This window comes from Bordetella petrii (genome assembly GCF_000067205.1).
Lineage (GTDB): Bacteria > Pseudomonadota > Gammaproteobacteria > Burkholderiales > Burkholderiaceae_B > Bordetella_A > Bordetella_A petrii.
Window position 1 is genome coordinate 1,089,064 of sequence record NC_010170.1, and the last position, 25,113, is coordinate 1,114,176.

At 63.8% G+C, this 25,113-nt stretch carries 25 protein-coding genes, 2 pseudogenes and 1 other annotated feature; of the genes and pseudogenes, 17 read left to right on the top strand and 10 right to left on the bottom strand.

The annotated features are described in order from the left end of the window. Nucleotides 1-119: 119 nt before the first annotated feature. Both BPET_RS05175 and BPET_RS05180 read right to left on the bottom strand, forming a co-directional pair. Complete coding sequence (locus BPET_RS05175; protein WP_012248029.1) at nucleotides 120-1,160, bottom strand: cation transporter; 1,041 nt, start codon at nucleotides 1,158-1,160, stop codon at nucleotides 120-122. A 69-nt stretch (nucleotides 1,161-1,229) separates the two neighbouring features. Next, nucleotides 1,230-2,479 (bottom strand): IS3 family transposase gene (locus tag BPET_RS05180; RefSeq protein WP_085970202.1). Its coding sequence is split into 2 segments (ribosomal slippage): nucleotides 1,230-2,185 and nucleotides 2,185-2,479, totalling 1,251 coding nucleotides; the frame shifts between segments, so codons are not numbered across the junction. Then, nucleotides 2,070-2,186: a sequence feature (AL1L pseudoknot), on the bottom strand. It overlaps the preceding gene by 117 nt. Before the next feature lie 152 nt (nucleotides 2,480-2,631). Here BPET_RS05180 and cadR point away from each other — a divergent pair. Together cadR and BPET_RS05195 are read left to right on the top strand one after the other, a co-directional pair. Further along, a complete protein-coding gene (gene cadR, locus BPET_RS05190) occupies nucleotides 2,632-3,045 on the top strand; it encodes a Cd(II)/Pb(II)-responsive transcriptional regulator (protein WP_012248032.1) in 414 nt (137 codons plus the stop codon). A 126-nt stretch (nucleotides 3,046-3,171) separates the two neighbouring features. Next, nucleotides 3,172-3,693 (top strand): annotated as a pseudogene (locus tag BPET_RS05195) (IS110 family transposase); the annotation flags it as partial. A gap of 43 nt (nucleotides 3,694-3,736) precedes the next feature. On the opposite strand, the gene arsC reads toward BPET_RS05195, so the two are convergent. From arsC to BPET_RS05220, 5 genes are read right to left on the bottom strand one after another with little or no spacing between them, the layout of a single operon-like run. Beyond that, the gene (gene arsC / locus BPET_RS05200) at nucleotides 3,737-4,159 is read right to left on the bottom strand and encodes an arsenate reductase (glutaredoxin) (protein WP_041862728.1); all 423 of its coding nucleotides are present in this window, start codon (nucleotides 4,157-4,159) and stop codon (nucleotides 3,737-3,739) included. A gap of 14 nt (nucleotides 4,160-4,173) precedes the next feature. Beyond that, a complete protein-coding gene (gene arsB / locus BPET_RS05205) occupies nucleotides 4,174-5,259 on the bottom strand; it encodes an ACR3 family arsenite efflux transporter (protein ID WP_012248035.1) in 1,086 nt (361 codons plus the stop codon). A 10-nt stretch (nucleotides 5,260-5,269) separates the two neighbouring features. After that, on the bottom strand, nucleotides 5,270-5,767 hold the full coding sequence (locus BPET_RS05210) for an arsenate reductase ArsC (protein ID WP_012248036.1): 498 nt from the start codon (nucleotides 5,765-5,767) through the stop codon (nucleotides 5,270-5,272). 12 nt (nucleotides 5,768-5,779) lie between these two features. Beyond that, nucleotides 5,780-6,250: an ArsI/CadI family heavy metal resistance metalloenzyme gene (locus BPET_RS05215; protein ID WP_012248037.1), complete on the bottom strand. Its 471-nt coding sequence runs from the start codon at nucleotides 6,248-6,250 to the stop codon at nucleotides 5,780-5,782. 12 nt (nucleotides 6,251-6,262) lie between these two features. Continuing rightward, nucleotides 6,263-6,592, bottom strand: coding sequence for an ArsR/SmtB family transcription factor (locus BPET_RS05220; RefSeq protein WP_041863555.1), 330 nt, complete (start codon nucleotides 6,590-6,592; stop codon nucleotides 6,263-6,265). Between the two features lie 615 nt (nucleotides 6,593-7,207). Here BPET_RS05220 and BPET_RS05225 point away from each other — a divergent pair. The 12 genes and pseudogenes from BPET_RS05225 to BPET_RS05280 form a co-directional block, all read left to right on the top strand. Next, nucleotides 7,208-7,954 (top strand): hypothetical protein, encoded by a 747-nt coding sequence (locus BPET_RS05225; RefSeq protein ID WP_012248039.1) that lies wholly within the window; start codon nucleotides 7,208-7,210, stop codon nucleotides 7,952-7,954. A gap of 118 nt (nucleotides 7,955-8,072) precedes the next feature. Continuing rightward, on the top strand, nucleotides 8,073-8,285 hold the full coding sequence (locus BPET_RS05230; protein ID WP_003090093.1) for an AlpA family transcriptional regulator: 213 nt from the start codon (nucleotides 8,073-8,075) through the stop codon (nucleotides 8,283-8,285). Nucleotides 8,286-8,327: 42 nt separating this feature from the next. Next, nucleotides 8,328-9,203 carry a ParA family protein gene (locus BPET_RS05235; protein WP_012248040.1) on the top strand — a complete coding sequence of 292 codons (876 nt, stop codon included), beginning with the start codon at nucleotides 8,328-8,330 and terminating at the stop codon, nucleotides 9,201-9,203. Further along, nucleotides 9,187-9,456: a hypothetical protein gene (locus BPET_RS05240; protein WP_012248041.1), complete on the top strand. Its 270-nt coding sequence runs from the start codon at nucleotides 9,187-9,189 to the stop codon at nucleotides 9,454-9,456. Before BPET_RS05235 ends, BPET_RS05240 begins: the two co-directional genes overlap by 17 nt. Beyond that, entirely contained in the window at nucleotides 9,449-11,128 is a 1,680-nt protein-coding gene (locus BPET_RS05245) for a ParB family protein (protein WP_012248042.1), read from the top strand. Before BPET_RS05240 ends, BPET_RS05245 begins: the two co-directional genes overlap by 8 nt. 14 nt (nucleotides 11,129-11,142) lie before the next feature. Continuing rightward, nucleotides 11,143-11,703, top strand: coding sequence for a DUF2857 domain-containing protein (locus tag BPET_RS05250; protein WP_012248043.1), 561 nt, complete (start codon nucleotides 11,143-11,145; stop codon nucleotides 11,701-11,703). A 3-nt stretch (nucleotides 11,704-11,706) separates the two neighbouring features. Beyond that, a complete protein-coding gene (locus tag BPET_RS05255; RefSeq protein ID WP_012248044.1) occupies nucleotides 11,707-12,939 on the top strand; it encodes an STY4528 family pathogenicity island replication protein in 1,233 nt (410 codons plus the stop codon). A 430-nt stretch (nucleotides 12,940-13,369) separates the two neighbouring features. Beyond that, a complete protein-coding gene (locus tag BPET_RS05260) occupies nucleotides 13,370-14,164 on the top strand; it encodes a PFL_4669 family integrating conjugative element protein (RefSeq protein WP_003090099.1) in 795 nt (264 codons plus the stop codon). Beyond that, entirely contained in the window at nucleotides 14,161-14,688 is a 528-nt protein-coding gene (locus BPET_RS05265; protein ID WP_012248045.1) for a DUF3158 family protein, read from the top strand. The genes BPET_RS05260 and BPET_RS05265 overlap by 4 nt, the downstream gene beginning before the upstream one ends. Nucleotides 14,689-14,762: 74 nt before the next feature. Beyond that, nucleotides 14,763-15,215, top strand: a complete 453-nt coding sequence (locus tag BPET_RS05270; RefSeq protein ID WP_003120036.1) for a single-stranded DNA-binding protein — start codon at nucleotides 14,763-14,765, stop codon at nucleotides 15,213-15,215. A gap of 275 nt (nucleotides 15,216-15,490) precedes the next feature. Then, entirely contained in the window at nucleotides 15,491-17,512 is a 2,022-nt protein-coding gene (locus BPET_RS05275; protein WP_012248046.1) for a DNA topoisomerase III, read from the top strand. A gap of 531 nt (nucleotides 17,513-18,043) precedes the next feature. Further along, a pseudogene (locus tag BPET_RS05280) lies at nucleotides 18,044-18,628 on the top strand (DNA cytosine methyltransferase); the annotation flags it as partial. A 93-nt stretch (nucleotides 18,629-18,721) separates the two neighbouring features. On the opposite strand, the gene BPET_RS05285 reads toward BPET_RS05280, so the two are convergent. From BPET_RS05285 to BPET_RS05295, 3 genes are read right to left on the bottom strand one after another with little or no spacing between them, the layout of a single operon-like run. Next, nucleotides 18,722-19,771, bottom strand: coding sequence for a site-specific integrase (locus BPET_RS05285; RefSeq protein WP_012248048.1), 1,050 nt, complete (start codon nucleotides 19,769-19,771; stop codon nucleotides 18,722-18,724). Then, entirely contained in the window at nucleotides 19,764-20,759 is a 996-nt protein-coding gene (locus BPET_RS05290) for a tyrosine-type recombinase/integrase (RefSeq protein WP_012248049.1), read from the bottom strand. Before BPET_RS05290 ends, BPET_RS05285 begins: the two co-directional genes overlap by 8 nt. Continuing rightward, nucleotides 20,759-21,967 (bottom strand): site-specific integrase, encoded by a 1,209-nt coding sequence (locus BPET_RS05295; protein WP_012248050.1) that lies wholly within the window; start codon nucleotides 21,965-21,967, stop codon nucleotides 20,759-20,761. The genes BPET_RS05290 and BPET_RS05295 overlap by 1 nt, the downstream gene beginning before the upstream one ends. Before the next feature lie 170 nt (nucleotides 21,968-22,137). Here BPET_RS05295 and BPET_RS05300 point away from each other — a divergent pair, with 170 nt between their 5' ends. From BPET_RS05300 to BPET_RS05310, 3 genes are all read left to right on the top strand, one after another. After that, nucleotides 22,138-23,148, top strand: a complete 1,011-nt coding sequence (locus BPET_RS05300) for a DNA cytosine methyltransferase (protein ID WP_012248051.1) — start codon at nucleotides 22,138-22,140, stop codon at nucleotides 23,146-23,148. A gap of 243 nt (nucleotides 23,149-23,391) precedes the next feature. Continuing rightward, nucleotides 23,392-23,949, top strand: a complete 558-nt coding sequence (locus tag BPET_RS05305) for a hypothetical protein (RefSeq protein WP_012248052.1) — start codon at nucleotides 23,392-23,394, stop codon at nucleotides 23,947-23,949. A gap of 934 nt (nucleotides 23,950-24,883) precedes the next feature. Beyond that, nucleotides 24,884-25,105 (top strand): hypothetical protein, encoded by a 222-nt coding sequence (locus tag BPET_RS05310; protein ID WP_003120032.1) that lies wholly within the window; start codon nucleotides 24,884-24,886, stop codon nucleotides 25,103-25,105. The last annotated feature ends 8 nt before the right edge of the window (nucleotides 25,106-25,113 follow it).

Sequence of the window (25,113 nt, forward strand, 5' to 3'; positions counted from 1 at the left end):
GAATCGGAACGCTGCGCTTTCGCGGTGGCTCATTCGACGGTGTTGACGGCATCGCTCAGTGCGCGATGCTTTGGGCATAGCCTACAAGCCTGCGTTTCGATGGGCCGTGCCCAATCGGCCTAATTGAGTCTCAGGATGCGGCGAGCACCGTTGAGTACCACCAGACCGATGAGCGCGCCTATCACCAGATCCGGGTATGGCGAGTTCGTCCAGACAACCAGCGCACCAGCGGCAATCACGCCAGCATTGGCAATAACATCGTTGGCCGAGAAGATATAGCTTGCTGTCATATGGGCGCCCCGGTCGCGCTTCTTGGCGATGAGCACCAAGCATGAGACGTTAGCGACCAATGCAACCAATCCCATGCCCATCATGAGCATGGAACGTGGCTCGCTCCCGAACAAGGCTCGCCGAATCACCTCCGACAATGCCCCAAGCGCGAGCACGACCTGAAGCCAACCGGCGATGTGCGCGGCCTTCAACTTGAGGGCCGCTGTGCGGCCTACGGCGTAAAGCGCAAGCCCATAGACTGCGGCGTCCGCGAACATGTCAAGCGAGTCCGCAATGAGGCCCGTGGATTGAGCAACCAGGCCCACGATCATCTCGAAAACAAACATCGCACCGTTGATCCCAAGCAGAAGTTTCAGCGTCCTGGCCTCTGCGGCGTCGCCTTCGGAATCGGGCTTGACCGTTTCCACCTCGACATTCTCAATGCTTTCCAGCACATGCGCGCCAAGGTCCAGTGGGACAAGACGGGCCAACACGTCGGCCGGTTCTCCTTCGTGAACCACGGTCAGTTCGCGGGTCTTGAGGTCGAACGTAAGGGGTCCGAGCCCCAACGCATCCGCCAACGCCAGGCGGATGAGGTTCTCCTCAGAAGGGCAATCCATCTTTGGAATGGCTAAGCGCGTTCTTCTGGCAACGCCGCTCGTGATCGGAGCGGTTTCCATGAGGACTGCGCCAAGGTTCAGGGACAATAACTTTTCGGTGATCCGTTCGGCCTCACCGGAGTGAGAAACCCGCAATTGCCGACCGGCCAGGTCGAACGCCATTGCGCCTACACCAGGAAGACTGCCCAAGGCCATCCGAATGAGGTTTTCCTCGGAGGGGCAGTCCATTTTGGGAACGTCGAACGTGCTGACGCGCAAGGGGGAGGCCACGGAAACCTGCTCAACCGGTGCCTGCGAACTACAACTTGAATCGCCCCGGTTTTCGCGGAGGCTGTTTGGTTAAAGTAAAACGGCCTCACCGGCGGATGTGCCGAGTTGGTTGTAGTAGTTTGCCTCAGCCTCAGCCGGCGGGATATAGCCGATGGATGAGTGCAGGCGTTGATGGTTGAACCAGGCAACCCATTCCAAGGTTGCCAGCTCGACAGATTCCCTGGTTTTCCAGGGTGCGCGACGGTGAATTAGTTCAGCCTTGTACAAGCCGTTGATGGTCTCGGCCAAGGCGTTGTCGTAACTGTCACCACGGCTACCCACGGACGGCTCGATGCCCGCTTCGGCCAGGCGCTCGCTATAGCGGATACTGACGTATTGCGACCCTCTGTCGGAGTGATGGGTTAGAGAACCATCGTTGCCGGGCTGACGGGCATATAGAGCCTGCTCCAGCGCATCAAGCACGAAGTCCGTCGTCATCGACTTGCTCACTCGCCAGCCGACGATGCGCCGGGCGTAGACGTCGATGACGAAGGCCACGTACAGCCAACCCTGCCAGGTCGAGACGTAGGTGAAGTCCGAGACCCAGAGCTGATTGGGGCGATCGGCCCGGAACTGCCGGTTGACCCGATCCACTGGACGGCTGGCCGCATCATCAGCGATGGTCGTTCGCAGCCGCTTGCCGCGCCGCACGCCTTGCAGGCCCTGAGCGCGCATCAGCCGTTCGACCGTACAACGGGCCACCCTCACGCCTTCGCGGTTCAACTGCCGCCAGACCTTGTCGGCGCCGTAGACGCGATAGTTCTCCTGCCAGACTCGCTGGACGTGTGGCATGAGCCGTTCGTCGCGGCGGGCACGGTCGCTGCGCCGCGCCGGATCGCGCAGCCGCGCAGCATGGCGCCGATAGGCCGACGAGGCAACCTGCAACACCTTGCAGATCGGCTCGACCCCGTAAACCTCCCGGTGCCGGTCGATGTAGGTGTTTACGACTTCAGTTTGCGGTCGAGCTCCGCCTGCGCGAAAAAAGCGCTGGCCGTGCGCAGGATGTCGTTGGCCCGGCGCAGTTCACGAACCTCACGCTCCAGGGTCTTGATGCGTTCTCGCTCGCTGGTGGTGACGCCTTCGCGCTGCCCGCTGTCGACTTCGTGGCGCTTGACCCAGGTCAGCAGCGTCTGCGCCGAGCAGCCGATCTTAGGCGCGATGGACTCGACCGCCACCCACAGCGACGGGTACTCGCTGCGGGACTCCTGCACCAGGCGCACGGCGCGCTCGCGCACTTCCGGGGAAAACTTGTTCGCGTTGTTCTTGCTCATGGCTCGCATTCTCTCAAGAGTAGGAGCCTCCGCAAAACCCGGGGCGATTCAACTGCTGGTGCAGTTACTACTTTGACATGTGCTCATCGGCTGCATTAGAAACCCTCAAGTAGGTATAGAGTCAATCCTACTACCGAGGTCAAAGAGAGAAGGAAACCCATATGAAAATTGGTGCGCTGGCGGCGCTAGCAGGCTGCCCCGTCCCGACCATCCGCTTCTATGAAGCCGAAGGGCTGCTGCAAGCACCCTCGCGTGCAATCAATAACTATCGAAACTACGGCGACCAGCACGCCGACAGGCTCGCCTTCATCATGCGGTGTCGCTCACTGGACATGTCGCACGCCGAGATTCGGGTCTTGATCCAGTTGCAGAATGAGCCGCATAGGCCCTGCGATGAGGTCAACGACCTGCTGGACGCTCACCTGCGCTTGGTCGAGCAGCGGATCGTCGAACTGACGGCGCTGCGCAAGCAACTTCACGCTATTCGCAGCATTTGTGCCGGGGGTATCTGCATCGGTGATTGCGGCGCACTGGAATCGTTGCGCTCAACGACTGGGACAAACCGGTCGTTGTAAGCGTCGATTCGTGTGATAGATCCAGACGGATCGACATTCGGCTTCAATCCCTTGTATTTTTGAAATGCGTGTTCGGCAGTGCCGTCACGTCCGGGTCTGTCAGGGTTCGGGGTTGGCCGCAGCATGTCCGGGCAGTACCAACTGGCCTGTGCCTGCGCACTCCAGGCTGCGGGATTCGCTGTCGTCGTCATCAACCCTCGGCAGGCGCGGGACTTCGCCAAGGCCATGGGGCGCTTGGTCAAGACCGACAGCGTGGATGCTCGCGTGCTGGCTGAACTGGCCCAGGTGCTGAATCTGCGGCCGGATCGAGACCGCTTCATCAAGCCGATGCCAGACCAGGCTCAGCAATACCTGTATGCGCTGGTGCTTCGGCGTCGGCAACTGGTGCGCCTGCTGGTCAGTGAACGCCAGGCCCGCGGCAAACGCATCATCTGCGGCGGGCGCGCCACGGTCAGGAGTGCGCTGTATATGGCGGCCATCGTCGCCATGCGTCACAACGCCGTGATACGGCGTTGCTACGAGCGCCTGCTGGCGGCAGGTAAGCCGAAGAAGGTTGCCATCGTGGCCTGCATGCGCAAGCTGCTGATCATCATGAATGCCATGGTCAAAAGCGGGCGGCCATGGAGTGATCAACTGGCACAGGCCTGAGAGTGGTCGATTCAGATCGGCCCGTCGATTGCGCGGGCGGAGTTCAGACCCTGCGGCCCTGCGCGTCCACGACGGCTTTGCCATCTTCCTTATTGAACGCGCCGCGCTGCGGCTGCGGCAGGATGTCCAGCACGGTCTCTGACGGGCGGCACAGGCGCGTGCCCAGCGGCGTGACCACGATGGGCCGGTTGATGAGGATGGGGTGCTGGAGCATGAAGTCGATCAACTGTTCGTCGCTCCACTTCGGGTCATCGAGGCCGAGTTCGGCATAGGGTGTGCCTTTCTCGCGCAATACCGCGCGCACGGGCACGCCCATGTCCGCGATCAGATGTTGCAACGTTTCGCTATCAGGCGGCGTCTTCAGGTACTCGATGACCGTGGGCTCTTCGCCGCTGTTGCGGATCAGAGCCAGCACGTTGCGCGACGTGCCGCAGGCGGGGTTGTGGTAAATGGTGATATTGCTCATGAGGAATGTCTTGGTTATCTGCGGGTAGGGTTCGGGCCGCACTCATACCAGCCCTTGCTTTGGTTGACGATCCGAACGACCAGCAGCATCACTGGCACCTCGATCAGCACACCGACCACGGTAGCCAGCGCAGCGCCGGACTGGAAGCCGAACAGGCTGATGGCGGCGGCCACGGCCAGCTCGAAGAAGTTGCTGGCGCCGATCAGCGCCGAAGGACAAGCGATGCTGTGCTGCTCGCCCGCCTTGCGGTTGAGCCAGTAAGCCAGGCCGGAATTGAAGAACACCTGGATCAGGATCGGCACGGCCAACATGGCGATCACCAGCGGCTGGCGGATGATGGCCTCGCCCTGGAAGGCGAACAGCAGCACCAGCGTGAGCAGCAGCGCCGCGATCGACAGCGGGCCGATGCGCTCCAGCGCCCGGTCGAAGGCGGCTTGGCCCTTGCTCAGCAGCGCGCGGCGCCAGAGCTGAGCCAGGATGACTGGAATCACGATGTACAGGCCGACCGATACCAGCAGCGTGGCCCACGGCACCGTGATGGACGACAGGCCCAGCAGCAGGCCGACGATGGGCGCGAAGGCGAACACCATGATGGTGTCGTTCAGCGCGACCTGCGACAGCGTGAACACCGGATCGCCCCCGGTCAGCCGGCTCCAGACGAACACCATGGCTGTGCAAGGTGCGGCGGCCAGCAGGATGAGGCCGGCAACGTAGCTGTCGAGCTGGTCGGCGGGCAGCCACTGCGCGAAGACCTGGCGGATGAAGATCCAGGCCAGCAGCGCCATCGAGAAGGGCTTGACCGCCCAGTTCACGAACAGGGTTACGCCGATGCCGCGCCAGTGCTGCTTGACCTGGCCGAGCGCGCCGAAGTCCACCTTCAACAGCATCGGGATGATCATGATCCAGATCAGCAGGCCGACCGGCAGGTTGACCTGGGCGATCTCCATGCGGCCGATGGCCTGGAACACGCCCGGCGCGAACTGGCCGAGCGCGATACCGGCGACGATGCACAGCAGCACCCACACGCTCAGGTAGCGCTCGAAGACGCTCATGGTGGAGGTGGCCGGCGCACGGCCGGCCGTTTGGGATCCAACACTCATCGCACCAACCTCACTTCGTACCAATGCTGCGCAGCTCGTGCTTCAGCGACATGGCATCGAGCCGCTGCAATGGCAGCGACAGGAACAGCTCAATGCGCCGGCGCAGCGTCAGCGCCGCATCCGTGAACGCCTTGCGCTTCTGCTCGTCGGTGCCTTCGACGGCCGCGGGGTCAGGAACACCCCAATGCGCCGACATTGGCCGTCCCGGCCACACGGGGCAGACCTCGCCAGCGGCGTTGTCGCACACCGTAAAGATGAAATCCAACAGGGGCGCACCGGGCGCCGCGAATTCGTCCCAGTTCTTGCTGCGGTAGCCGGCGGTCGGCATGTGCAGCCGTTCCAGCGTGGCAAGCGCCAGTGGGTGAACTTCGCCCTTGGGGTGGCTGCCTGCCGAATAGGCGCGAAAGCGCCCCTGGCCCAATTCATTGAGGATGCCTTCGGCCAGGATGGAGCGGGCCGAATTGCCCGTGCAGATGAACAGGGCGTTGTAGGTCTTGTCGGTGGTCATGGGTATCTCACATCAGCAGCAGGAGGAAGCCGGCTTCACCGCAACGCCTACCGGCTTGCCGCGCGCCGGGGTACAGCACGCTGCGGTGGCACCCGCTGCAGGCTCCGCTTCGTTAAAGACCGGGATGCTGCCCAGCGTGTGGAAGTGCTCCCAGGCCACGCCCTGCGGATCGGTGATCCAGTGCTTCTCGCTGCGCGCGTAGCAGCAGGTGGTAGCGCCTTCGTCCAGCAGTGCCATGTCGGCCGCTTCGGCTCGCACCTTCAGCACAGCCAGTTCCTCGGCATCGTCGGTCTGGATGCCCAGGTGGTCGATGCCCGGCTTGTCGCCTCGCGTGGAGATGGCGAAGTTGACCGGCGGATCTTCGAGCATCCACTTGGCGTAGTCGCCTTCGACGCGCGCCGGTTGCGCGGCGAACAACTGGGAATAGAAGCCGATGCTGCGGTTCAGGTCATCGACGTGCAGGTGGACGTGGAAGCGCTTCATGGGGAGATCCTTTCAGCAGGAAGTACAGGCGGAGGAGGAATCACTGACCTCGCACGTGCTGCCTTGGCAGCAGTGCTCGGTCAGGTAGCCGAGCAGGCCGTTCATCTGGGTGAAGTCGGCGCGGTAGATCAGATTGCGGCCCTGCTGCTCGATGGTGACCAGGCCCGCATGGGCCAGTTCCTTCAGGTGGAAGGACAAAGAGTTGCGGGCCACGTCGAGCTGGTCGGCCAGGACGCTGGGCGTCAGCCCCTCGGGGCCGGCGACCACCAGGGCGCGGAAAACCCGCAGGCGCTGGGTGTGGGCCAGGGCGCCGAGGGCGGAAACGGCTTGGGTCTCGTTCATGATTCGATAATACAACATTTATTGAATCAACGGACAAAGACCGAGGGACATGGTGTCTAAGGGCTTTCCGACGTTTTCCCGCAAGTTCGCGCTCATCCGCTCTGCGCTAGTTGCCGAATCGCGGTCCTCAAATGCCAATTGTCCTGTTGCCTAGCACCGATGCCCCTGGATTCGCAGGTCGAGACTGAACCATCGCAGCGCTTCACTGCAGGATGCTATGTCGATATATCAGGATGCCGAACGGAGCATGACGCACCCGGCCTTCTTCCATGTCCACCTGGGCATCAGGTGCCGGGAACGCCCCTCGCGCGCCCGGTGAAACCGCTGGGCTATCACACCATACCGAATCGGTCTTGATGGGCTTTGCGCCACCCATGACGCTGGTACCGTGAGCGCCAATATCGAGCCTGCGTCCTCATCGCTCGATGGGCCGGCACCTGATCGATTCTTGCACATCGAGCAAGACGAGGCCACCTGCGGCGGATGCCAATCATCTCGCCCGCCTACTGTCAGGGCATCGTCCCAGGCAACCGCCGCAGGCCATAACGACACAACAGCCCTTGGCAGGGCAAGAAAGGAGCCGGTGATGTAGCGCTTCCGAAAGGAGACGAAGACATGAACAAGGACATTCCAACATCAAAGGTGTTCTATCGTCCCATCGAAGCAGCCATCCGATGGGCCGGATTGCTGCGGTACCTGCCGATGATCCTGGCCACGATCGCATCACCGCGCTTCCTGCCTCCATCGCTGAATTGCCCGAGGTGGAATGAGTGCCGGCTGTACTCGGAGCGCATCTATGACGGCATCCTCAATGGGGATCTGCCTTACGGCCAGAACGGGATCACGCTCAATGACCCGAAGCTGCTGCAGTCGCCAGACTTGACCGTTCGACATGTCGATCTGAAACGCTGGATGCGCACCCACTATCCCGAGCACCGGCCAGGATTCCTGTTCAGCCGTGGCGAACGCATGGCGCACCCCTTCATCACAATGGAAACCGGACAGGCGATCCTGGTCGAGCGGCTGGCCCTTCAGGCCGCGCTGGATCATGCCCGGCGCCAGATGCAGGAATTGCAGGAGCAGCGCGACACCTTGCTCAAGCAGTCCACTGCGCTGCTGGCCTCCAAGCAATGCGAGATCAGCGAGCGGGCGGAGACGACCTATCTCAACATCATCGGCGGGATGCTGACGCTGATGCTGGGCCAGTCCCCTTCGGGTGTGCCTTATTCCAGCTTCAAAACACAGGAGGCACTTGTCTCGGCATTGGTCGCCCACTACGGCGGCACCATGGGCATCACGGAGCGAACCTTGAACGGCAAATTCGCCAACGCCAGGAAGTACGTCCGTAGTGCAAGTGAATGAGGTTTTCCAGCTTGTATGTGCAATCGCGGAGATTGCATTTGCAATGTCTTTCCGCAGCCATGTCTATTGAATAGAGGTCACGCCAACAAACGCCACCGAGCGTTCAGGAGTGACCGCCATGTCGCAGACACCTGTACTCCCGCCGAACGAGCGCCGCATCCTGCGCCTCGATGAGGTCGAAGCGAAGTCCGGCTTCAAACGCGCCCACATCTACAACCTGATGAAGAAGCGCCAGTTCCCCCAGGCGCTGCGCCTGGGCGTGCGCGCCGTCGGCTGGGATTCGATCGAAATCGACCAGTGGATCGCCGAGCGCCTCAACCACCGGACCTGACCCGCTCTCCCGCGGACTTCCCATTCCCAGCCGGAGAGCGCCATGCAGGTCGTGTCCATCATTTCAACGAAGGGCGGCGTCGGCAAGACCACGACGGCCGCCAACCTAGGCGGGCTCGCCGCGGACGCGGGCCTGCGCGTGCTGCTGCTCGATCTCGATGTGCAGCCCACCTTGTCCTCCTACTACGAGCTGACCCAGCGTGCGCCGGGCGGCATCTATGAGCTGTTGGCCTTCAACGAGCGCGACCTCAGCCAGCTCGTGTCCCGCACGGTTGTCGCGGGCCTGGACCTGGTGCTCTCCAATGACCACCGGGGCGAGCTGAACACCTTGCTGCTGCACGCGCCGGACGGGCGCCTGCGGCTGCGGCATCTGCTGCCGGCTCTTGTTCCCCTCTACGACCTGGTGCTGATCGACACCCAGGGCGCGCGCTCGGTGTTGCTGGAAATGGCGGTGCTCGCTTCCAACCTTGCGCTGTCGCCTGTCACGCCGGAAATTCTCGCGGCCCGCGAGTTGCGGCGCGGCACCATGCAGTTGCTCGAAGACATTGCGCCGTACCGGCACCTGGGCATCGAACCGCCGCCGCTGCACTTGCTCATCAACCGCGTCCACCCGGTGTCCGCCAACGCACGGCTGATCCAGCAGGCCTTGCGCGACCTGTTCCAGGACAGCGCCGGCATCCGCGTGCTCGCCACCGACGTGCCGGCCATAGAAGCGTATCCACGCGCCGCAACGCGCGGCCTGCCAGTGCATCGGGTCGAGCACCGCCAGCCGCCCGGCAGAGTCGCCCCTGCCGCGCTCGACACGATGCGCGCGCTCGCCAGCGAGTTGTTCCCGCAATGGCAGGACCGACTGGCTCAAGTATCCGGCCGCCCGCAGCGACCTCTTGATCCTGGGAGGCCCCATGGCGAACGCACATGAGCTGGCCCGCGGCCACAAGCGGCTGCGCGCCCTGATCGAGTTCGCGGTCGGTGAAGGCTGGCACGTCAAGCGCACGCCGGGCGGGCACCTCAAGTTCACCAAGGCCGGCTGCGCGGCGATCTACACCAGTTCGACAGCGAGCGACCACCGGGCCGAATTGAACGCCCGTGCGCAGATCCGCCGCGCCGAGCGAGAGGCTCGCATGGCGCCGGCCGGCGGTCTTGGGGATTGCGAGGGGCGCGGCCATGGCTGACATGACCTCGCAGGACATGGCCGGCAAGCTGCTCGCGGCCGGCTTCGAGCGCAGCGGACCAGCGGCCGCGGCCTTGACCGATCCGATCGCGGACACGCCCATGGTCGTGACGCTGGACCAGTTGCGGCCCTACGACCATGACCCGCGCATGAAGCGCAACCCGGCTTACGAGGAAATCAAGGCGTCCATCCGCGAGCGCGGCCTGGACGCGGCGCCGGCCATCACGCGCCGGCCCGGCGAGGACCACTACATCATCCGCAACGGCGGCAACACGCGGCTGGCGATCCTGCGCGAACTCTGGTCGGAGACCAAGGACGAACGCTTCTTCCGCATATCGTGCCTGTTTCGGCCATGGCCGGAGCGCGGTGAAATCGTCGCGCTGACCGGGCATCTTGCCGAGAACGAACTGCGCGGTGGCCTCACGTTCATCGAGCGCGCGCTCGGCGTCGAGAAGGCACGCGAGTTCTACGAGCAGGAGAGCGGCGCCGCCCTGAGCCAGTCGGAACTGGCCCGCCGCCTGGCGGCCGATGGCTTCCCCGTCCGGCGGTCGCACATCACCCGCATGGCCGACGCGGTGCGCTACCTGCTGCCCGCCATTCCTACTGTGCTTTATGGCGGCCTTGGGCGCCACCAGGTCGAGCGGCTGTCGGTCATGCGCACGGCCTGCAAGCGCACCTGGGAGCACTATGCCAAGGACCGCACGCTGCCGCTGGACTTCGACAGCTTCTTTCAGGAGGTGCTGGCGCAGTTCGATACGCAGGGCGACGAGTTCGCGCCGCAGCGCGTGCAGGACGAGCTGATCGGCCAGATGTCCGAGCTGCTGGGCGTCGGCTACGACGTGTTGGCGCTGGACCTGACCGAATCGGAAAGCCGCCACCGGGCGCTGGTCAGTGACCCGACGCCACCTGCGGCGCAGCCGGCGTTGCCTTCGCCCACCGCCGGCACGCCGACTCCGCCGGGCGCAGCATCGTCCATCGCCACGCCTGCAGCGGCGGCCGGTCCTCCACCCGCCAGCCCTCCGGCGTCCGAGCCCACCTTGCGCCACGACGACACGGCGGCTGGCGAAGCGGCCACGGGAAGCCCGGCGGCTGCACCGAGCGATCTGCTTCGTGAGCACATCGTCTCGCCGGCACCGACGACCGAACGGCTGCAGTCGATCCAGCGCATGGTCGCCGACCAGTTGGGCGATGCGCTGCCGCCCGACTTCTCGGCGAGCGTGTTGCAGTCCATCCCGGTGCAAGCCGGCGGACTCTATCCGATCTCCGATGTCTGGTACATCGACGCCGGCCTGGACACGCCCGATCGGCTGCGCATCCACATCGCGCAGTTCGCGCGCGAGATCGCCGGGGAGGCAGGCCTGGACGAGTGCATCGAGGACCGCGCCGATGGCATCGGGTTTGCGTGCCGCGCCCGCGGCCAAGCCCCGTCGCCGCTCGGCCGCGCGGTGCTGACGCTCCTCACTTCCCTGACGGGTCAGCCCGTCGCCGAAGCGGGCGTGGACGGCGCGCGGCTCGCCGCCGACCTGCCGATCCTGTTGCACGGCCAGAGCCAAGGCCATGGCAGCGGCGCAAGGCGCTTGAGCGACACGGCGTTGGTCAAGCTCTTTCGGCTGCTCCGCCTGGCCCGGCGTCTGCTGGATTTGGAAGCCGGCACCACGGCGCCCGGGACCTGAGCGAGGGAGGCCACATGTCCACATCGCATCCGCTCAACCAGGCCGTGATTGCCCAGGCGCTGTATGACCTTCGCAACGGCCAACTGCGCCGCTGCAAGGCCATGGGCTTCGGCGAGGCCGAGCTGGATGCGCTCAAGCACCCCGCGCTGATCAGCGTGCTGGCCAACGCCAGCGTTTCGTGGTGTTCGGTCACGGTCAACCGCGAAGTGCTGCAGCGCCTGCTCAACCAGGCGCAGGACGTGGAGAAGGAAATCGCCACGGTCGATCGCATGCTGCGGCTGGGGGCCAGCACGGAGATGGTCAGCCGCTTCTATGGCCTGACCCATCAGGAAGTCGCCCTGCGGCGGGAGATCCTCAGCCTGCCCAAGCGCAAGGGGCGCCACCCCGTCCTGGACGAGACCCAGGACACCGAACTGTGGCGGCAATGGAAAGCCGTGACCAGCAGCAGGAACGTCGATCTGGAGGACGAGACCTCGATTCTCGATGCGGCCATGGACCTGGCCGAGGGCATGTCACTGCCGCTCTCGGTGGTCTGGGCCGCGATCAGGAACTGGGTCGATCAGGGATTGGGCTAGGCCATGGCCGTGGACGACACCGCCCCACGAGCCCCGCGTCAAGGCCCCATCGCACTCGCCGACCTGTTCGACGCTGCGCTGAAGGACCTCACGCCCAAGCCAAATCCCAGCGCGCCAGCGCCCATGGCAGTGCCCACGCCTGCCGCGTCCGGCGACGCCTTCCTGTTCAGTGGCAATCGGCACGAGAGCGTGCCGCGGCGGCTGTTCCTCGACCGCCGCCTGACACCGCTGGAGCGCAACGCCTGGCAGGTGTTCCGGCTAATGCTCAACGACGACGGCGTGACGGCGTTCCCGACCTATGAGCAGTTGCGCCCCTGGCTGGCGTCCATGCCCTGCGCGGGACAAGCCTCCCACGAGACCGTCGCGCGGGCGCTGACGCTGCTGCGCCTGACGCGCTGGCTGAGCCTCGTGCGACGACGGCGCGACCCTAAGACCGGCCGCATCCTCGGCAACCTCTACGTCCTGCACGACGAACCCCTGACACCGTTCGAGGCGATGCAGCTCGACGCCGACTACCTGGCCCTGGTCAGCCAGTCGCTGGGGCATTCGGCCAAGGCCGTTCAGGTGGTGGGACTCCACACCCTCCAGGAGATCGCGGACGACCCGATGTTGTCCGGACGCACCTTGCCGTCGCGGCTGCAAGTGCTCGCCGAGCGTCTGGCCGACCAGGGCATCACCGCCACCGAAAGTTATCCACAGGAGGATGCGGTCCACGATTCCGAAGAAGGGCCCGCGAGCCTTCTTCGGAATGGCGAACGCCCCTCTTCGGAATCCGAAGCAGGGCCGAAACCCGCGCCAGACGGCGCTCTTCGGAATCCGAAGCAGGACCGTACAGTACGTAGTAGTCGTATTAATGAAGTACGTACTACCGCGCAGGCGCGTGCGCTGGGCGACCTGCAATGGCCCAGGCGCTTCGCGGAACTGAAGGCGGAACAGCAGGCCGGCGCCAAGATGGCGTTGCAGCAGGTGGACGCGGCCCTGCGGCAGGCCGTGCTGGACGAATGGGCCGCACGGTGCGGCAAGCATGGCATCCGCAACCCCGCCGGATATCTGTTCGGCATCATCCAGCGCGCCATGCGCGGCGAGTTCAATGCGTGGGCCAAGCAGACCGGCCCGGCAGCGCCAACACCATCGGCGGCGCGAGCGCCACCACCCGAGCCGCCGCGCAACGTCGTGCCGCCCGAGGTGGCCCGGCAGCACATCGAGCGCCTGCGCGACCTGCTGCGCAAGACCTGAGCACAGGGCTTGTCAAAGCCGTGAAGTAGATCTCCATGGCGGTCGGCAGAAACGGTCCCCTGGGGACGGCTGTGCGGTGAAGCGCCGGGTGACGGCGCGACCTGCTGCGCGAAACCTGGGCAAAGCGCCAGGGAAGGCCATGAAGCAAACCTCCATGGCGTTCAGCGCAACGGTCCCCTGGGGACGGCCGTGCTGCGAAGGATGGCGTCGAACGACAGCGCGACGTGCGGTGCAGCACGCAACCCTGCGACGACCGAGGCCCGGAGCGCCAACGTGAATGCCCATCTGCGGAGCGGTCCCCAGGGGACCGTTGCGCGCTGCGCCGCCAGCGCGCACAGAACCGGGGGCCGGCTCATTTCGGTTTGTTGACTGACTGCCTTCCGCCGCATGCGGATGCTGGCGGCTCCCTGTCCACCAGCGAGCGATCACCATGGCAACCAGCAACGAACCATTGCAACTCAACCTCGGCTCCCTGCGCAGCGCAATGTCGCTGACGCTGCACACCCACCACGCCTCGCGCATCTGGCATGGCCGCGCCGCCGCCGAGGGGCGACCGGGCATCGTCGGCCTGAACGGCTACATCGCCGTCATGAACAAAATGAAGCGCGGCTCGGAGCAGGACGACCCGTACAGCGACTGGTGGATGCTGCGTATCGAGGACAAGCTCGACCAGACCAAGACCACGCTGCAGACGCTGCGCGAACAGGTGGACCAGGCCCTGGCCGGCGTGCCCGCCGCGTTGACCCTGGGCGAGAACCTCAACGTGCAGCCCGTCAAGCTTCCGCTGTTCGTCAATGCGCAGTTGGGCTTTGCCGCTGTCTATCTCCTGGCCGACTACGACGACATCGCGCGCAAGCTGATCCTCGCCCACCACACCGCGCTGATCGACCGCAGCACCTTAGAGCGCTGGCTCAACGAGGGCGCGCACGCGCTGCGCAGCCTGTTCTCGCTGGCCCAGCAGTATCGCTATTCGGGCTGCACCCGCGACGATTTCGCGGCGAAGAATGCCGCAGCGCGGGCCGCGCTGGAGAAGTTCGGCGAGTTGCCGCAGGACGTGCTCGAAGGCACGCGCCGCTCGAAGTTTGCGCCACCCATCGTGCGCCGTGGTCTGCAACAGCGCGGTGAGAGTCCTGCCGCAGCCGCTACCAGCGTCGATGGTGATGCGGCCGCTGCTGCCGACCCATCCGAAAACGCAGCCACTGCCGGCGAGGACGAATCCGCATGAGCGATCTGAACCAGCCGACCCGCTACTTCCGGGGCCTGCAACAGGGAGCCTTCATGCGCCTGGAACACGCGGCCTCTCTAAAAGGCCTTTTAAAGCCTTTTAAAGGTAAAGGGGACTTGGAGGCCTGGGCCAGCCAGTGCTTCGCCATGCGCGACGAGTTGATCGGCCTGGCGCAGCGACAAGTGCTGCAACAGGCCAGTGGGCATCCCTTCCACCTGCTGCCCGTGGAACTGGCCCAGCAGACCACTGGCGCGGGAACGACGTTCCTGCGCTGGCGCAGGCACGACCGCTCGGCCATGGGCGTGGCCCTGTGGCAGGAGCTGATGGCGAGCACCAGCACGCCGGTCAACCTGCTGGCCGACCTGCACGCGATCGAGCTGCAGCGCATCACGCTGAACATGCAGATCAGCCTGTTGCACACCCTGGGCAGGCAGGCACAGGAGTGCGCCAGCAAGGCCGCCGAGGCGGAAGACGCCTACCTGCGCCGGCTCGCGACCATACCCCCCGCAGTGCGCGATCGGTGATCGCGTCGGGCACCCCCAGCACGCGCCCGACGCCGACATGGCACGGGTATTTCATCCACCAAGGAGATTGCACCATGAGCACGCATTTTTCGGGCGAAGGCAACATCGGCTCGCCCCCCGAGTACCGGGAGTTCCCCAACGGCAACGACGAACCGCGGCGCTTGTTGCGGCTGAACGTGTATTTCGACAACCCCGTTCCCACCAAGGGCGGCGACTATGAGGATCGCGGCGGCTTCTGGGCGCCGGTGGAAATCTGGCACCGCGACGCCGCGCACTGGAAGGACCTCTACCAGAAGGGCATGCGCGTGCTGGTCGTCGGCCGCATGGAGCGCGAACCCTGGACCGACAACGAGGATCAGCCACGTGAGACTTGGCAGATCAACGCGCGCAGCGTCGGCATCCTGCCGTTCCGCATCGAGTCCGTCGTCCTGAGCCCCAAATCGCAGGAGACCGCACAGGACGCGCAGCCCAAGCCCCAGGCCGCCCAGGAACCGGCTGCGCCGAAGGAGCCCAAGCGCAGGAAGTGATCCGGCGGGGGGGCGGCCGCAGTACGTTGCCGCCCCCCATGTCCTCGCGAGCTATCCCCAGGGGATAGCGCCACCAGCGTCCACCGGCTTCCACGCGCTCCCGAACATCGCGGCTCCCGACTCGCACATCGCCGGCCGCACGCCATCCCCGCCGCAGCCAGCCATCTCGTGAAAGCGGTCGCTGCCGCATGCAGCTTGTTTGCTGCTGCCCCAACAGGCGCTCGGCATCCTCGATCCCAGCAACTCCATGAACAACGGGAAGCGGATGGACGGACATGCGGCTGTTTCTGTGCGAGAAGCCCTCCCAGGGCAAAGACATCGGCCGGATTCTCGGCGCCACGCAGCGCGGTGAAGGCTGCCTCAACGGCTCCGGCGTCACGGTCACCTGGTGCATCGGCCATCTCGTCGAAGCGGCAGCACCCGAGGTCTATGACGCGGCGCTCAAGCGCTGGTCGTTGGAGCAGTTGCCCATCATCCCTCAGCAGTGGCGGGTCGAGGTCAAACCGCAGACCGCCACGCAATTCAAGGTCGTCAAAACGCTTCTGGCGAAGGCGACCCATCTCGTCATTGCCACCGATGCCGACCGCGAGGGTGAACTGATCGCCCGCGAGATCATCGACCTGTGCGGATACCGCGGCCCCATCGAACGCCTGTGGCTGTCGGCGCTCAACGATGCGTCCATCCGCACCGCGCTCGCCAAGCTGCGGCCCTCGGCCGAGACGCTGCCGATGTATTACTCGGCGCTGGCGCGCTCGCGCGCCGACTGGCTTGTGGGCATGAACCTCAGCCGGCTGTTCACCGTGCTCGGGCGGCAGGCCGGCTACGACGGCGTGCTGTCGGTCGGGCGTGTACAGACCCCGACGCTCAAACTCGTGGTGGACCGCGACCGAGAGATCGCGGCCTTCGAGTCCGTGCCCTACTGGGCCATCGACGTGTCCCTGTCCGCAGGCGGTCAGACGTTCACCGCGCAGTGGGTGGCACCCGATGCCAGCACCGACGACGCCGGCCGCTGCCTGCAGCAGCCCGTCGCACAGCAAGCCGCGCAGCAGATCCGCGCCGCGGGCAGTGCCCAGGTGGTGTCGGTCGAGACCGAGCGCGTGCGCGAAGGCCCGCCGCTGCTGTTCGACCTGGGCACCCTGCAGGAGGTGTGCTCCAAGCAGCTTGGGCTGGACGTGCAGGAGACGCTGGAGATCGCTCAGGCCCTGTACGAGACGCACAAGGCCACGACGTACCCGCGCTCGGATTCCGGCTACCTGCCCGAAAGCATGTTCGCCGAGGTGCCTACGGTCCTCGACAGCCTGCTCAAGACCGATCCCTCGCTGCGCCCGATCATGGAGCAGCTCGACCGCTCCGTGCGTTCGCGCGCCTGGAACGACACGAAGGTGTCCGCGCACCACGGCATCATCCCGACACTCGAACCGGCAAACCTCTCCGCCATGAGCGAGAAGGAACAGGCGGTGTACCGGCTGATCCGGGCGCATTACCTGGCCCAGTTCCTCCCTCATCACGAGTTCGACCGTACCGTGGCCGAGCTTTTCTGCGGCCAGCAGAAGCTGGTGGCCACGGGCAAGCAAGTCGTCGCCAAGGGCTGGCGCCTGGTGCTGGCCGAACCGCAAGCGGACGAGGACGGCGATGGTGCCGCGCGCAGCCAGGTGCTGCCTGCGCTGCGTGACGGGATGGCATGCCAGATCGCCGGGGCCGACATCAAGGCCCTCAAGACGATGCCGCCTAAGCCCTATACCCAGGGCGAACTGGTCAAGGCGATGAAGGGCGTTGCGCGTTTCGTGACCGACCCGCGCCTGAAGCAGAAGCTCAAGGACACGACGGGCATCGGCACCGAGGCGACGCGGGCCAACATCATCAGCGGGCTGATCGCCCGCGGCTACATCGTGAAGAAGGGACGCTCCATCCGCGCATCGGATGCGGCGTTCACGCTGATCGACGCCGTGCCCGCGGCGATTGCCGACCCCGGCACCACCGCCGTCTGGGAACAGGCGCTGGACATGATCGAGGGCGGACAACTCACCCTGGATGTGTTCATCGGCAAGCAGGCCGCCTGGATTTCGCAGTTGATCGCGCAGTACGGCAGCACGTCCCTGTCCATCAAGGTTCCCCAAGGACCGGCTTGTCCGCAGTGCGGCGCACCCACGCGCCAGCGCACCGGCAAGAGCGGCCCGTTCTGGTCGTGCAGTCGCTACCCCGACTGCAAAGGCACGCTGCCGGTGGCAACCGGCACGTCCAGGCGTGGTGCCTCGCGTCCACGCCGTACCAGTGGCGGCGGCCGCAAAGGCTCCTGACCGACCCCCGTTCCCCGTGAGCCGTGCCCGCCATCGGCGGCGTGGCCCGTGTTCCGCATGCCCTGCGGGACGCCCAGCGCGCAACGCCTTCTTGTCCGTGTGCGCGTCCCGTTCAGCCGCCCCCGGCCGCGGGACCTGAAGGTAGCTTCTCCGCGAACCGCACCCCGCGCGTTCTCCCCGTCCGCATTTCTTCCGCACGCTGCGAAGGGTCCCCCGATGGCTTGCCTGTGCGAGCCACCCGGAGACCCTTCGTGGTCAGCGGTATTCGTTGCCGGTGCCCGCCGGCGCAAAAACGGGCTCCCTTTGTGCGCGGATGTGCGCCAGACGATGCCGGCCCCAGCCACGACATGGGCCGGGTGTGATTGCTGGATGAGCAGACGGTTCTAGCGACGACCGGGTCTGCCAATCAGCCCACGGGTGGTTCTTCTTTCCTCCCGAGCCGAAGGCCCCTGGGGCCTTCGGCGCCTTTCTCCTGCCTTTCAACGCCCCGGCCAGGGCGATGGCCCTGCGCCATACGAACAGGAGACCGACATGCACCCGAAACCTTGCGCACCGCCGCGCAACGCGCCGCTGCTCTACGGCAGCGTTTGTAGCGGCATCGAGGCCGCGAGCCTCGCCTGGCAACCCCTCGGCCTCGAAGCCGCGTGGTTCGCCGAGATCGAGCCGTTCCCGAGCGCGGTGCTGGCCCACCGCTACCCCCGCGTGCCCAACCTGGGCGACATGGCCGCGATCGCCCGCCAGGTGCGCGCCGGCACCGTGCCGGCTCCCGACATCCTGGTCGGCGGCACGCCATGCCAGTCGTTCAGCGTGGCCGGTGCGCGCCAGGGTCTGAACGACCCGCGCGGCGCCTTGACCCTTGCCTATGTGGAGCTTGCAAATGCCATCGACCAAACCCGCCATGAAGACCGCCGCCCGGCGGCAACCCTTGTCTGGGAAAACGTCCCCGGCGTCCTCAGCGACCGCAGCAACGCCTTCGGGCACTTCCTGGGAGCACTGGCCGGCGAAAGCCGTGCGCTCGAACCGCCAGGGCAAAAAGGGGCGCACGCTGGTTGTGTGTCTGGACCCCGGCGCCGCATCGCCTGGCGCGTGCTCGATGCTCAATTATGTGGAGCTTCACATAATTGAGCTTATGGATAGCGCAGCGTTATGAAAAGTCGGCGCAACGCAACCAGGGATCGCAGGCACTTGCGCCGAACTTGCTTCACATAATCAACCAGCGGGCCGGTGATCCTTTCCCAGTGATTGCAGCCAACTGAGCAGTTCGCCGTCCTGGCCCCATGCCGGATATGGGGTTCTTGACGTGCCTGGATAGGCCATTTCCAAAGCAGCCTTCTTGCTGTCCAGATCTGCCCGCGCATAGATCTCTGTCGTTTTAATATCGGAATGGCCGAGTAGGTCGCGGATATAGATAAGATTCACGCCAGCCTGCAGCAGGTGCATGGCTTTGCTGTGTCTCAATGTATGCGGACTGATTTTTGTCCCCAGTAGACCCGGATTTCCTTGCGAGACCTCCCTGGCATACTTCTGCAGAATGTAGGAGATGCCTGCTCTTGTTAGTCGCTTCCTGACGTTGTTGCAGAACAATGGCCTGTCTTTCTGCTCCAGGTACTGCCCGTGATGCTCCTGCAGATATGAAACTAAAAGAGCCGTCGTCGGCGCCAGCAGAGGGACCAAACGGACTTTGGCTCCTTTGCCCAACAGCCTTGCGGTTGCCGGTGCTGTCAGTTTCAAGTCGCTCACGTTCATGTTCGCAAGCTCCTGAACTCTGGCCCCCGTGTCATACAGTACGCTGAGCAGAACCAGATCTCTTCGACCCATAGGTTTCCGTGCGTTGGGCTGCTGGAGCAGCAGCTCTACAGCTTCAATGGACAGGTAGTCCACCGTTGAAGATTGCCGCTTCTTGAACTGGATATTGAGGATTTGTTGGCACAGGAGGATGTGCTCTGGATAGATCGACATCACGAACCGAAAGAAGCTCGTGATCGCGCTGAGGCGTTGATTCCTGGTGTTAACGGAATTGCCCCTGTCCTGCTCAAGCCACAGAAGAAACGCTTGTATTTGCTTATGATGCAGGTCCGCAATGCAAATCCGCTCGATCTTCACGCCGGCCTGATGCTCCATGAATCGCAAGAGGATGGAGAACGTATCTCTGTAGGACGCCACAGTGTTCGCGCTCATTCCGCGGTGCGCGGCCAGATGCTCTCCCAGGAATTTTGACAGGGCGTATGCGAAGTCAGTTGGCTGCCGATGCTTAGTCATCCAGGGCCCCCTCGGTCAAATGATTGATCTCAGGGAAGATGTGTCCGAGTCTCGCCTCAAGCTTCGAGGTTATGTCCGGATACACCTCGGCTGTCAGCCTCAGGTAGTAGTAGGTCGAAGTGAGATTGGCGTGTCCCAGGTAGGCCGAGAGAACAGGCAACAAGGTGTTCAGATCTGCGTTCTCTTTAGCCCATCTGTTAAGCCGATGGCAGACGAACGTGTGCCGTAAATCGTGGAGCCGTGGACCACGGTCTTTGCCGTAATACGGTATCCCCACCTCCCACAGCATTTGTCTAAAGCGTCTTCCAAAGTCGCCCGGACTGCAAGGTTCGCGCTTGCGATTGAAGAAAAAAGGGGCAAGGTCATTCGCACCTGTCAACGCTTGTGCTGCATATTCCCGACATACGTCGGTGAGTGTGCTCGACATGGGGACAAGCCGCTCATGGTCGTTCTTTCCATGCCTGACATGCAAAACACCTTGCTCCAGATCGACATCGCGGACTTGTAGCGCAACGACCTCCGAAATTCTCAGTCCGCACCCATATAGGATCTTGATCATCGTGGGGGTGGAGCGATGCATCAGTCGTGACACAGGACTTGGCTTCAAGGCACTCGTGTAGTCGAATATGCGACTGATCTCCCCGCTGCTGAAGATGTACGGGTGGTGCAAACTCTTTCGCGGAATCTTGCCTGGAACAAGGAAGGTCGAATGGCCTTGTCCTTCAAGAAACCTGGCGAAACGATGCATCTCACCCACACGAGAATGCCGAGTGGATTCGGCTTCGTTTGGACGTTTCTTGCTCCAGGCCGAAGCCAGTTCTTCAGTGATGGTGAAACCCTGAATGCTGTAGCCCTTGCTGAAGTTATCAAACATGCGCAGGAGCATTGCCTGCTGCTTATACGCCCGCCCCAGGGAGCGCATCTGGGTCACGAACGCATCGCACATCGGTGCGAAAGGGCCAGTGAAGTAAGCTATTGATGTAGACATCAGGCCACCTCCAGAGCGCACAGGCGCAGCTGCGGCAGGTTGACCTGAACGTACCCGCTGGTGCTGCCAATATCGAGATGGCCCAGGGTATGAGAGATGGTTTGAATTGGAACCTGCTTCTGCAGCAAAGTCGTCGCCAGACTATGTCGCAGTGAATGAACGCCTCGGGGCTTGTTCGCCGGAACATGGATATCCGCCCTGCGAAGGTATTGAAGCATTTGCTGATGTAAAGCAGACGTCAGACCATCGAACGGGGCGATATGTTTTATGAATACGAGTGGGCATTCCGAATGCGGCCGCCCGTTCCGCAGGTAGTCAATAATTGCCCATCCAACTTCATCCATGATCGGAAGATCAACTGGCTTTTTTGTCTTTTGCTGGACGATGGAGATGACATTTCTTGACCAGTCAAAGTGATGGAACATCAGTCCACGAACATCACTGATCCGCAGCCCCATTCTTGCCAGCAGAAGAAAGATCGCATAGTTGCGCTTGCCCAGCGCATTGCTCCTGTCAATCGCAGACAGGATCTTCTCGGTCTCACCAACTGAGAACACTGTTGGCAGTCGCTGACGTCTTTGGCGTCGGACAATGGGTATCGCGTTGTCGAAGCTCTCGACATGAAATCCGTTGGAGCAAGCGTACTGAAAGAGCTGCTTCAGAATCCGCAGCGTCGAGCCGACGGTATTCGATGAGAATCCGGCCAACGACTCAATGTACGAGTTGATGTGTTGAATCCGGATAAGTCGGAATTCTTCAATGCCGTGATGGAGCAGGAAATACTCAAGTCGAAACAGCCGACTTCGCCACGTGCGGAGCGACCCAGGGGCAACCCCTTGGGCGGACAGGTGCTGCAGAAAGCCTTCGAACACTTGACGATAGGATTTGGTGAAACCCTTCAACGTGGCGTGTGATTGCTTGAAAACGGTCCCATACCGTTGGAAGTCGCTGAGAAGATGGATTGCCCGATGGATGTTGTGGGAAGCGTCGGGGTCATCAAGGCGGTGTCCATAGTGGCTCTGGATGAACTCGCGAGCCACTTCCATCGAAAACGCACCGCAAGCGTTCTCGTTGGCATAGGGAACCAGATTTCTCCAGATCGAATTAAGGCGGGTGATAGTGGCGCCGCTGTAGCCCATCACTTCCAGCTTCCCGGTCAGTTCTTCTACCAGCCGAGCCGTGTCCTGTACGACATTTCCGTTCTTCATGCTCATATCTCCGATTTGCGTGGCGACATGCCACGAAAATCATCATCGGAGATTATGTTGAGCAATAGCTCGGGAGATGTTTGAGTTTTGGGGCCTGAGTGCAGTTACTGCGCATAACGCAGTGCTATCCATAAGCTCAATATTTCGGCGTCGCCCAACGGCGCCGTCGCGTGTTTCTTGTGGCAAGTGGTGGAGGTGGCATCGATCCCGCCGAGGTACTTTTTGAGCGCGACGGCGTGCGCTGGGATTCTTCGCCGGGCTTCGCGCCGTGGCAAGACGCTGCCGGCGCTGCTGGATCGGGCGCTGCGGCAGCAGGTGGGTATTCGGGATATGCAGGACTGAAGCAGCCCTACGGCAAGGCCACGGTGACGTTCGGATTCGGTGGGGGCAACACCGCAGGACCCGTCGACGTCGCGGCCTGCCTGACCGCGGCACCCGGCCCGAAGAACGACTTCGAGGTCGAGACCTTCGTGGCGCAGTCCGTCGCGGGCAGCATCAGCCACACGCTCAGCACCGCCAACGGCGGCAAGGGCTGCAGCGAGGACGGCACCGGCAAGGGCGTGCCGATCATCGCCTTCACCGCACAGGGCTGCGGGGCGGACGCGACGACAAACCATGCACCGACGCTGCGTGCCGGCGGACATCGCCTCAGCCACGCGAACGCCGGCGTCGTGCCGGCCATCGCGTTCGCGCAGAACTCGCGCGGCGAGCTGCGGCTCGAATCCGGCCACGGCCAGCTTGCCGGGACGCTCTCCACGGGTGGCGGCAAGCCGGGCCAGGGCCGGCCGATGGTGATCGGCGTGGCGCTGCGCGGTCGCACCGAAGGCCTGGCCGCTGAACTGGGCGATGGCGTCTCGACCGCGCTGCGCACCAGCAGCGGTGGTGCCGACAAGCCCCATGTGCTGGCACCGGACTTCGAGGCACATTTCCGCTACGACTGGAATAACCCCGGTCCGGGCGACTGGTCGCAGTGGCGGGTGCGTCGGCTGATGCCGGTCGAATGCGAGCGGCTTCAAGGCATGCCCGACGACTACACGCTGGTGCTGTACCGCGGCAGGCCCTCCGCCGACGCGCCGCGCTACAAGGCGATCGGCAACTCCATGGCCGTGCCGTGCGTCGCGTGGCTGGGCCAGCGGCTGGTGCAATGCCTGCACAAGACGGGATCGAGCGCTACGGATTGATGTACGACGCGGCCGGCAGGTCGCGCGATCCTTCCTCCTGCATTGCCGACGCATCGGCAACAGCCAGCAGCCAGGGTGTCAAGGCTGCCGTGGGTTCCTCCCACGCCACCCGCCAGTTCGCCCCGGCATCTCACCGGCGAACGCTGCCCACCGGGCATCGATGCCACCTTCCTCCAACCCACGGGATGTATGCCGCGTCCCGTCAGGGGCGTGTCGTCAACCCGGTCGATATCAGGACTTTCCATGGACACCATCACCCGACAAGACCGCATCACGCTCAAGAACCTCAAGGTCGCGGATTTCGCGAGCGAGGAAACGCTGTGCTTCACCGCCACCGTCATGTTCGACGGAAGGCCCATCGCCGAAGCCCGCAATGACGGACACGGCGGCTCGACGTTCGTGCGCGCGTTGCAAGGCCAGGCCGCGCTGCTGGCCCAAGCCGAGGAATTCGTCAAGAGCCTGCCGCCGGCATCGCTCGACGTCGAACGCGAGGACGACGAGCCACTTCTCATCGACATGACGCTCGACTTCCTCGTGGACCAGTTGGCCGATGCCATGCACGCAGAGCGCAAGCTGCGCACCGCGTTCAACCGCGACATCGGCAACAAGGTGCTGTTCATCAAGGACGGCCGGCTGCTGTTCCTCAAGGGCATCAAGCTCAAGGCCATTGCCGACCGCGCGGCATATTTCGCAAAGCTGCGCAGCCGACAGGACCAGCCCATCGTCATCCTGGCCGAGCTGCCAGCGGACGAGGCATTCGCCATCTGGAAGCAGCATGTCCTGGGCGACAAGCCCCGCTGATCCAGCCTCACCGCACCGTCATGACCGCCCCGCACTCGTTGCGGGGCTTTTCTTGTGCGCCCGGCACGGGCGCACTCCTGGAGGTGCAAGTCCTCCCGTGAGCTGGCCACAGCGAACGAAGTGAAGCGCAACTGCGCAAGGGCGACCGACCGTGGGGAGGAAGCGTGGAGCGTAAACCGTGAGCCGATGAACAAGAATCGGATACGAGGCACTGCCGAGCAGGGCGAGCGGGCAAGAAGCCGCGAAGCTCTTGTGGCCAAGGTGAGGTGGTGTATATCCGGCGGTTGTGCGGTGAAGGAGTGTGTTCTTACCCGGGGAGATCTCGCCTTATGCCTGAAAGGGCGACGTGGTGACACGGAGCGAGAAGTCAGCAGAAGCCATAGTAGCCGCTTGTTCAGGGCGAAGGGCCGAACGAGAAGGAGCGTCAAACGCCTTGTCGATGAGCACTGTAACGCATCAGATGCCCGCATCCGCGGGGCGGGTCGCAACACGGGAAGGTGAAGCCTTGCCGGAAGTGGCCAGCGATGAAACAGGACTCCCGCGACAAGAACCGGAAGGCGCAGGGAACCCTCAACTTCTCGAACCGCCCGGTGCGGACCCGCATGCCGGGTGGTGTGGGAGGGGCGGAACCTACTGGTTCCCCCCTATCCCGATTGTCCCTGCGCACATCAATCGGGGCTGGACCAGATGCCGATTTCCAACTGACGTGGCGCGGCACCCCCACGAAGCTGTCCGCGTGTTCGCTGATTCGTCAGCACATGCCAGCAGCCAGGGTTTCAGGCTGCCGCGGGGTTCTCTCCGCGCAACCCACCAGTCCGCATCGCATCCATTGCGCGGACGCGCGTTCCCAAGACGCTGATGCTTTTTTTTCAACCGCGTGCGGGAGCTGCCATCCCGTGAGGGACAGGGCCCCGCTTTTCCAAGGAGCCCATCCATGTCCCAGCAAGCCTCTTTCGGCCGATTTGGTCAATTGGCCTTGACCTACTGCGGCAAGTTCCTGCCGCTCGAAGTCCTGCACAGCGCCGCCGGCCACTACATCGGCACGCGCGATACCGAAGGTCCCGTTTCGCGGGAATCTCGTGAGTACTTCCGCAGCCATGCCGCGGCTCAACGTGCCCTCGAAAGAGGCGGCTGGTCCCAGCTCGCCATTCCCTGATCCAACTG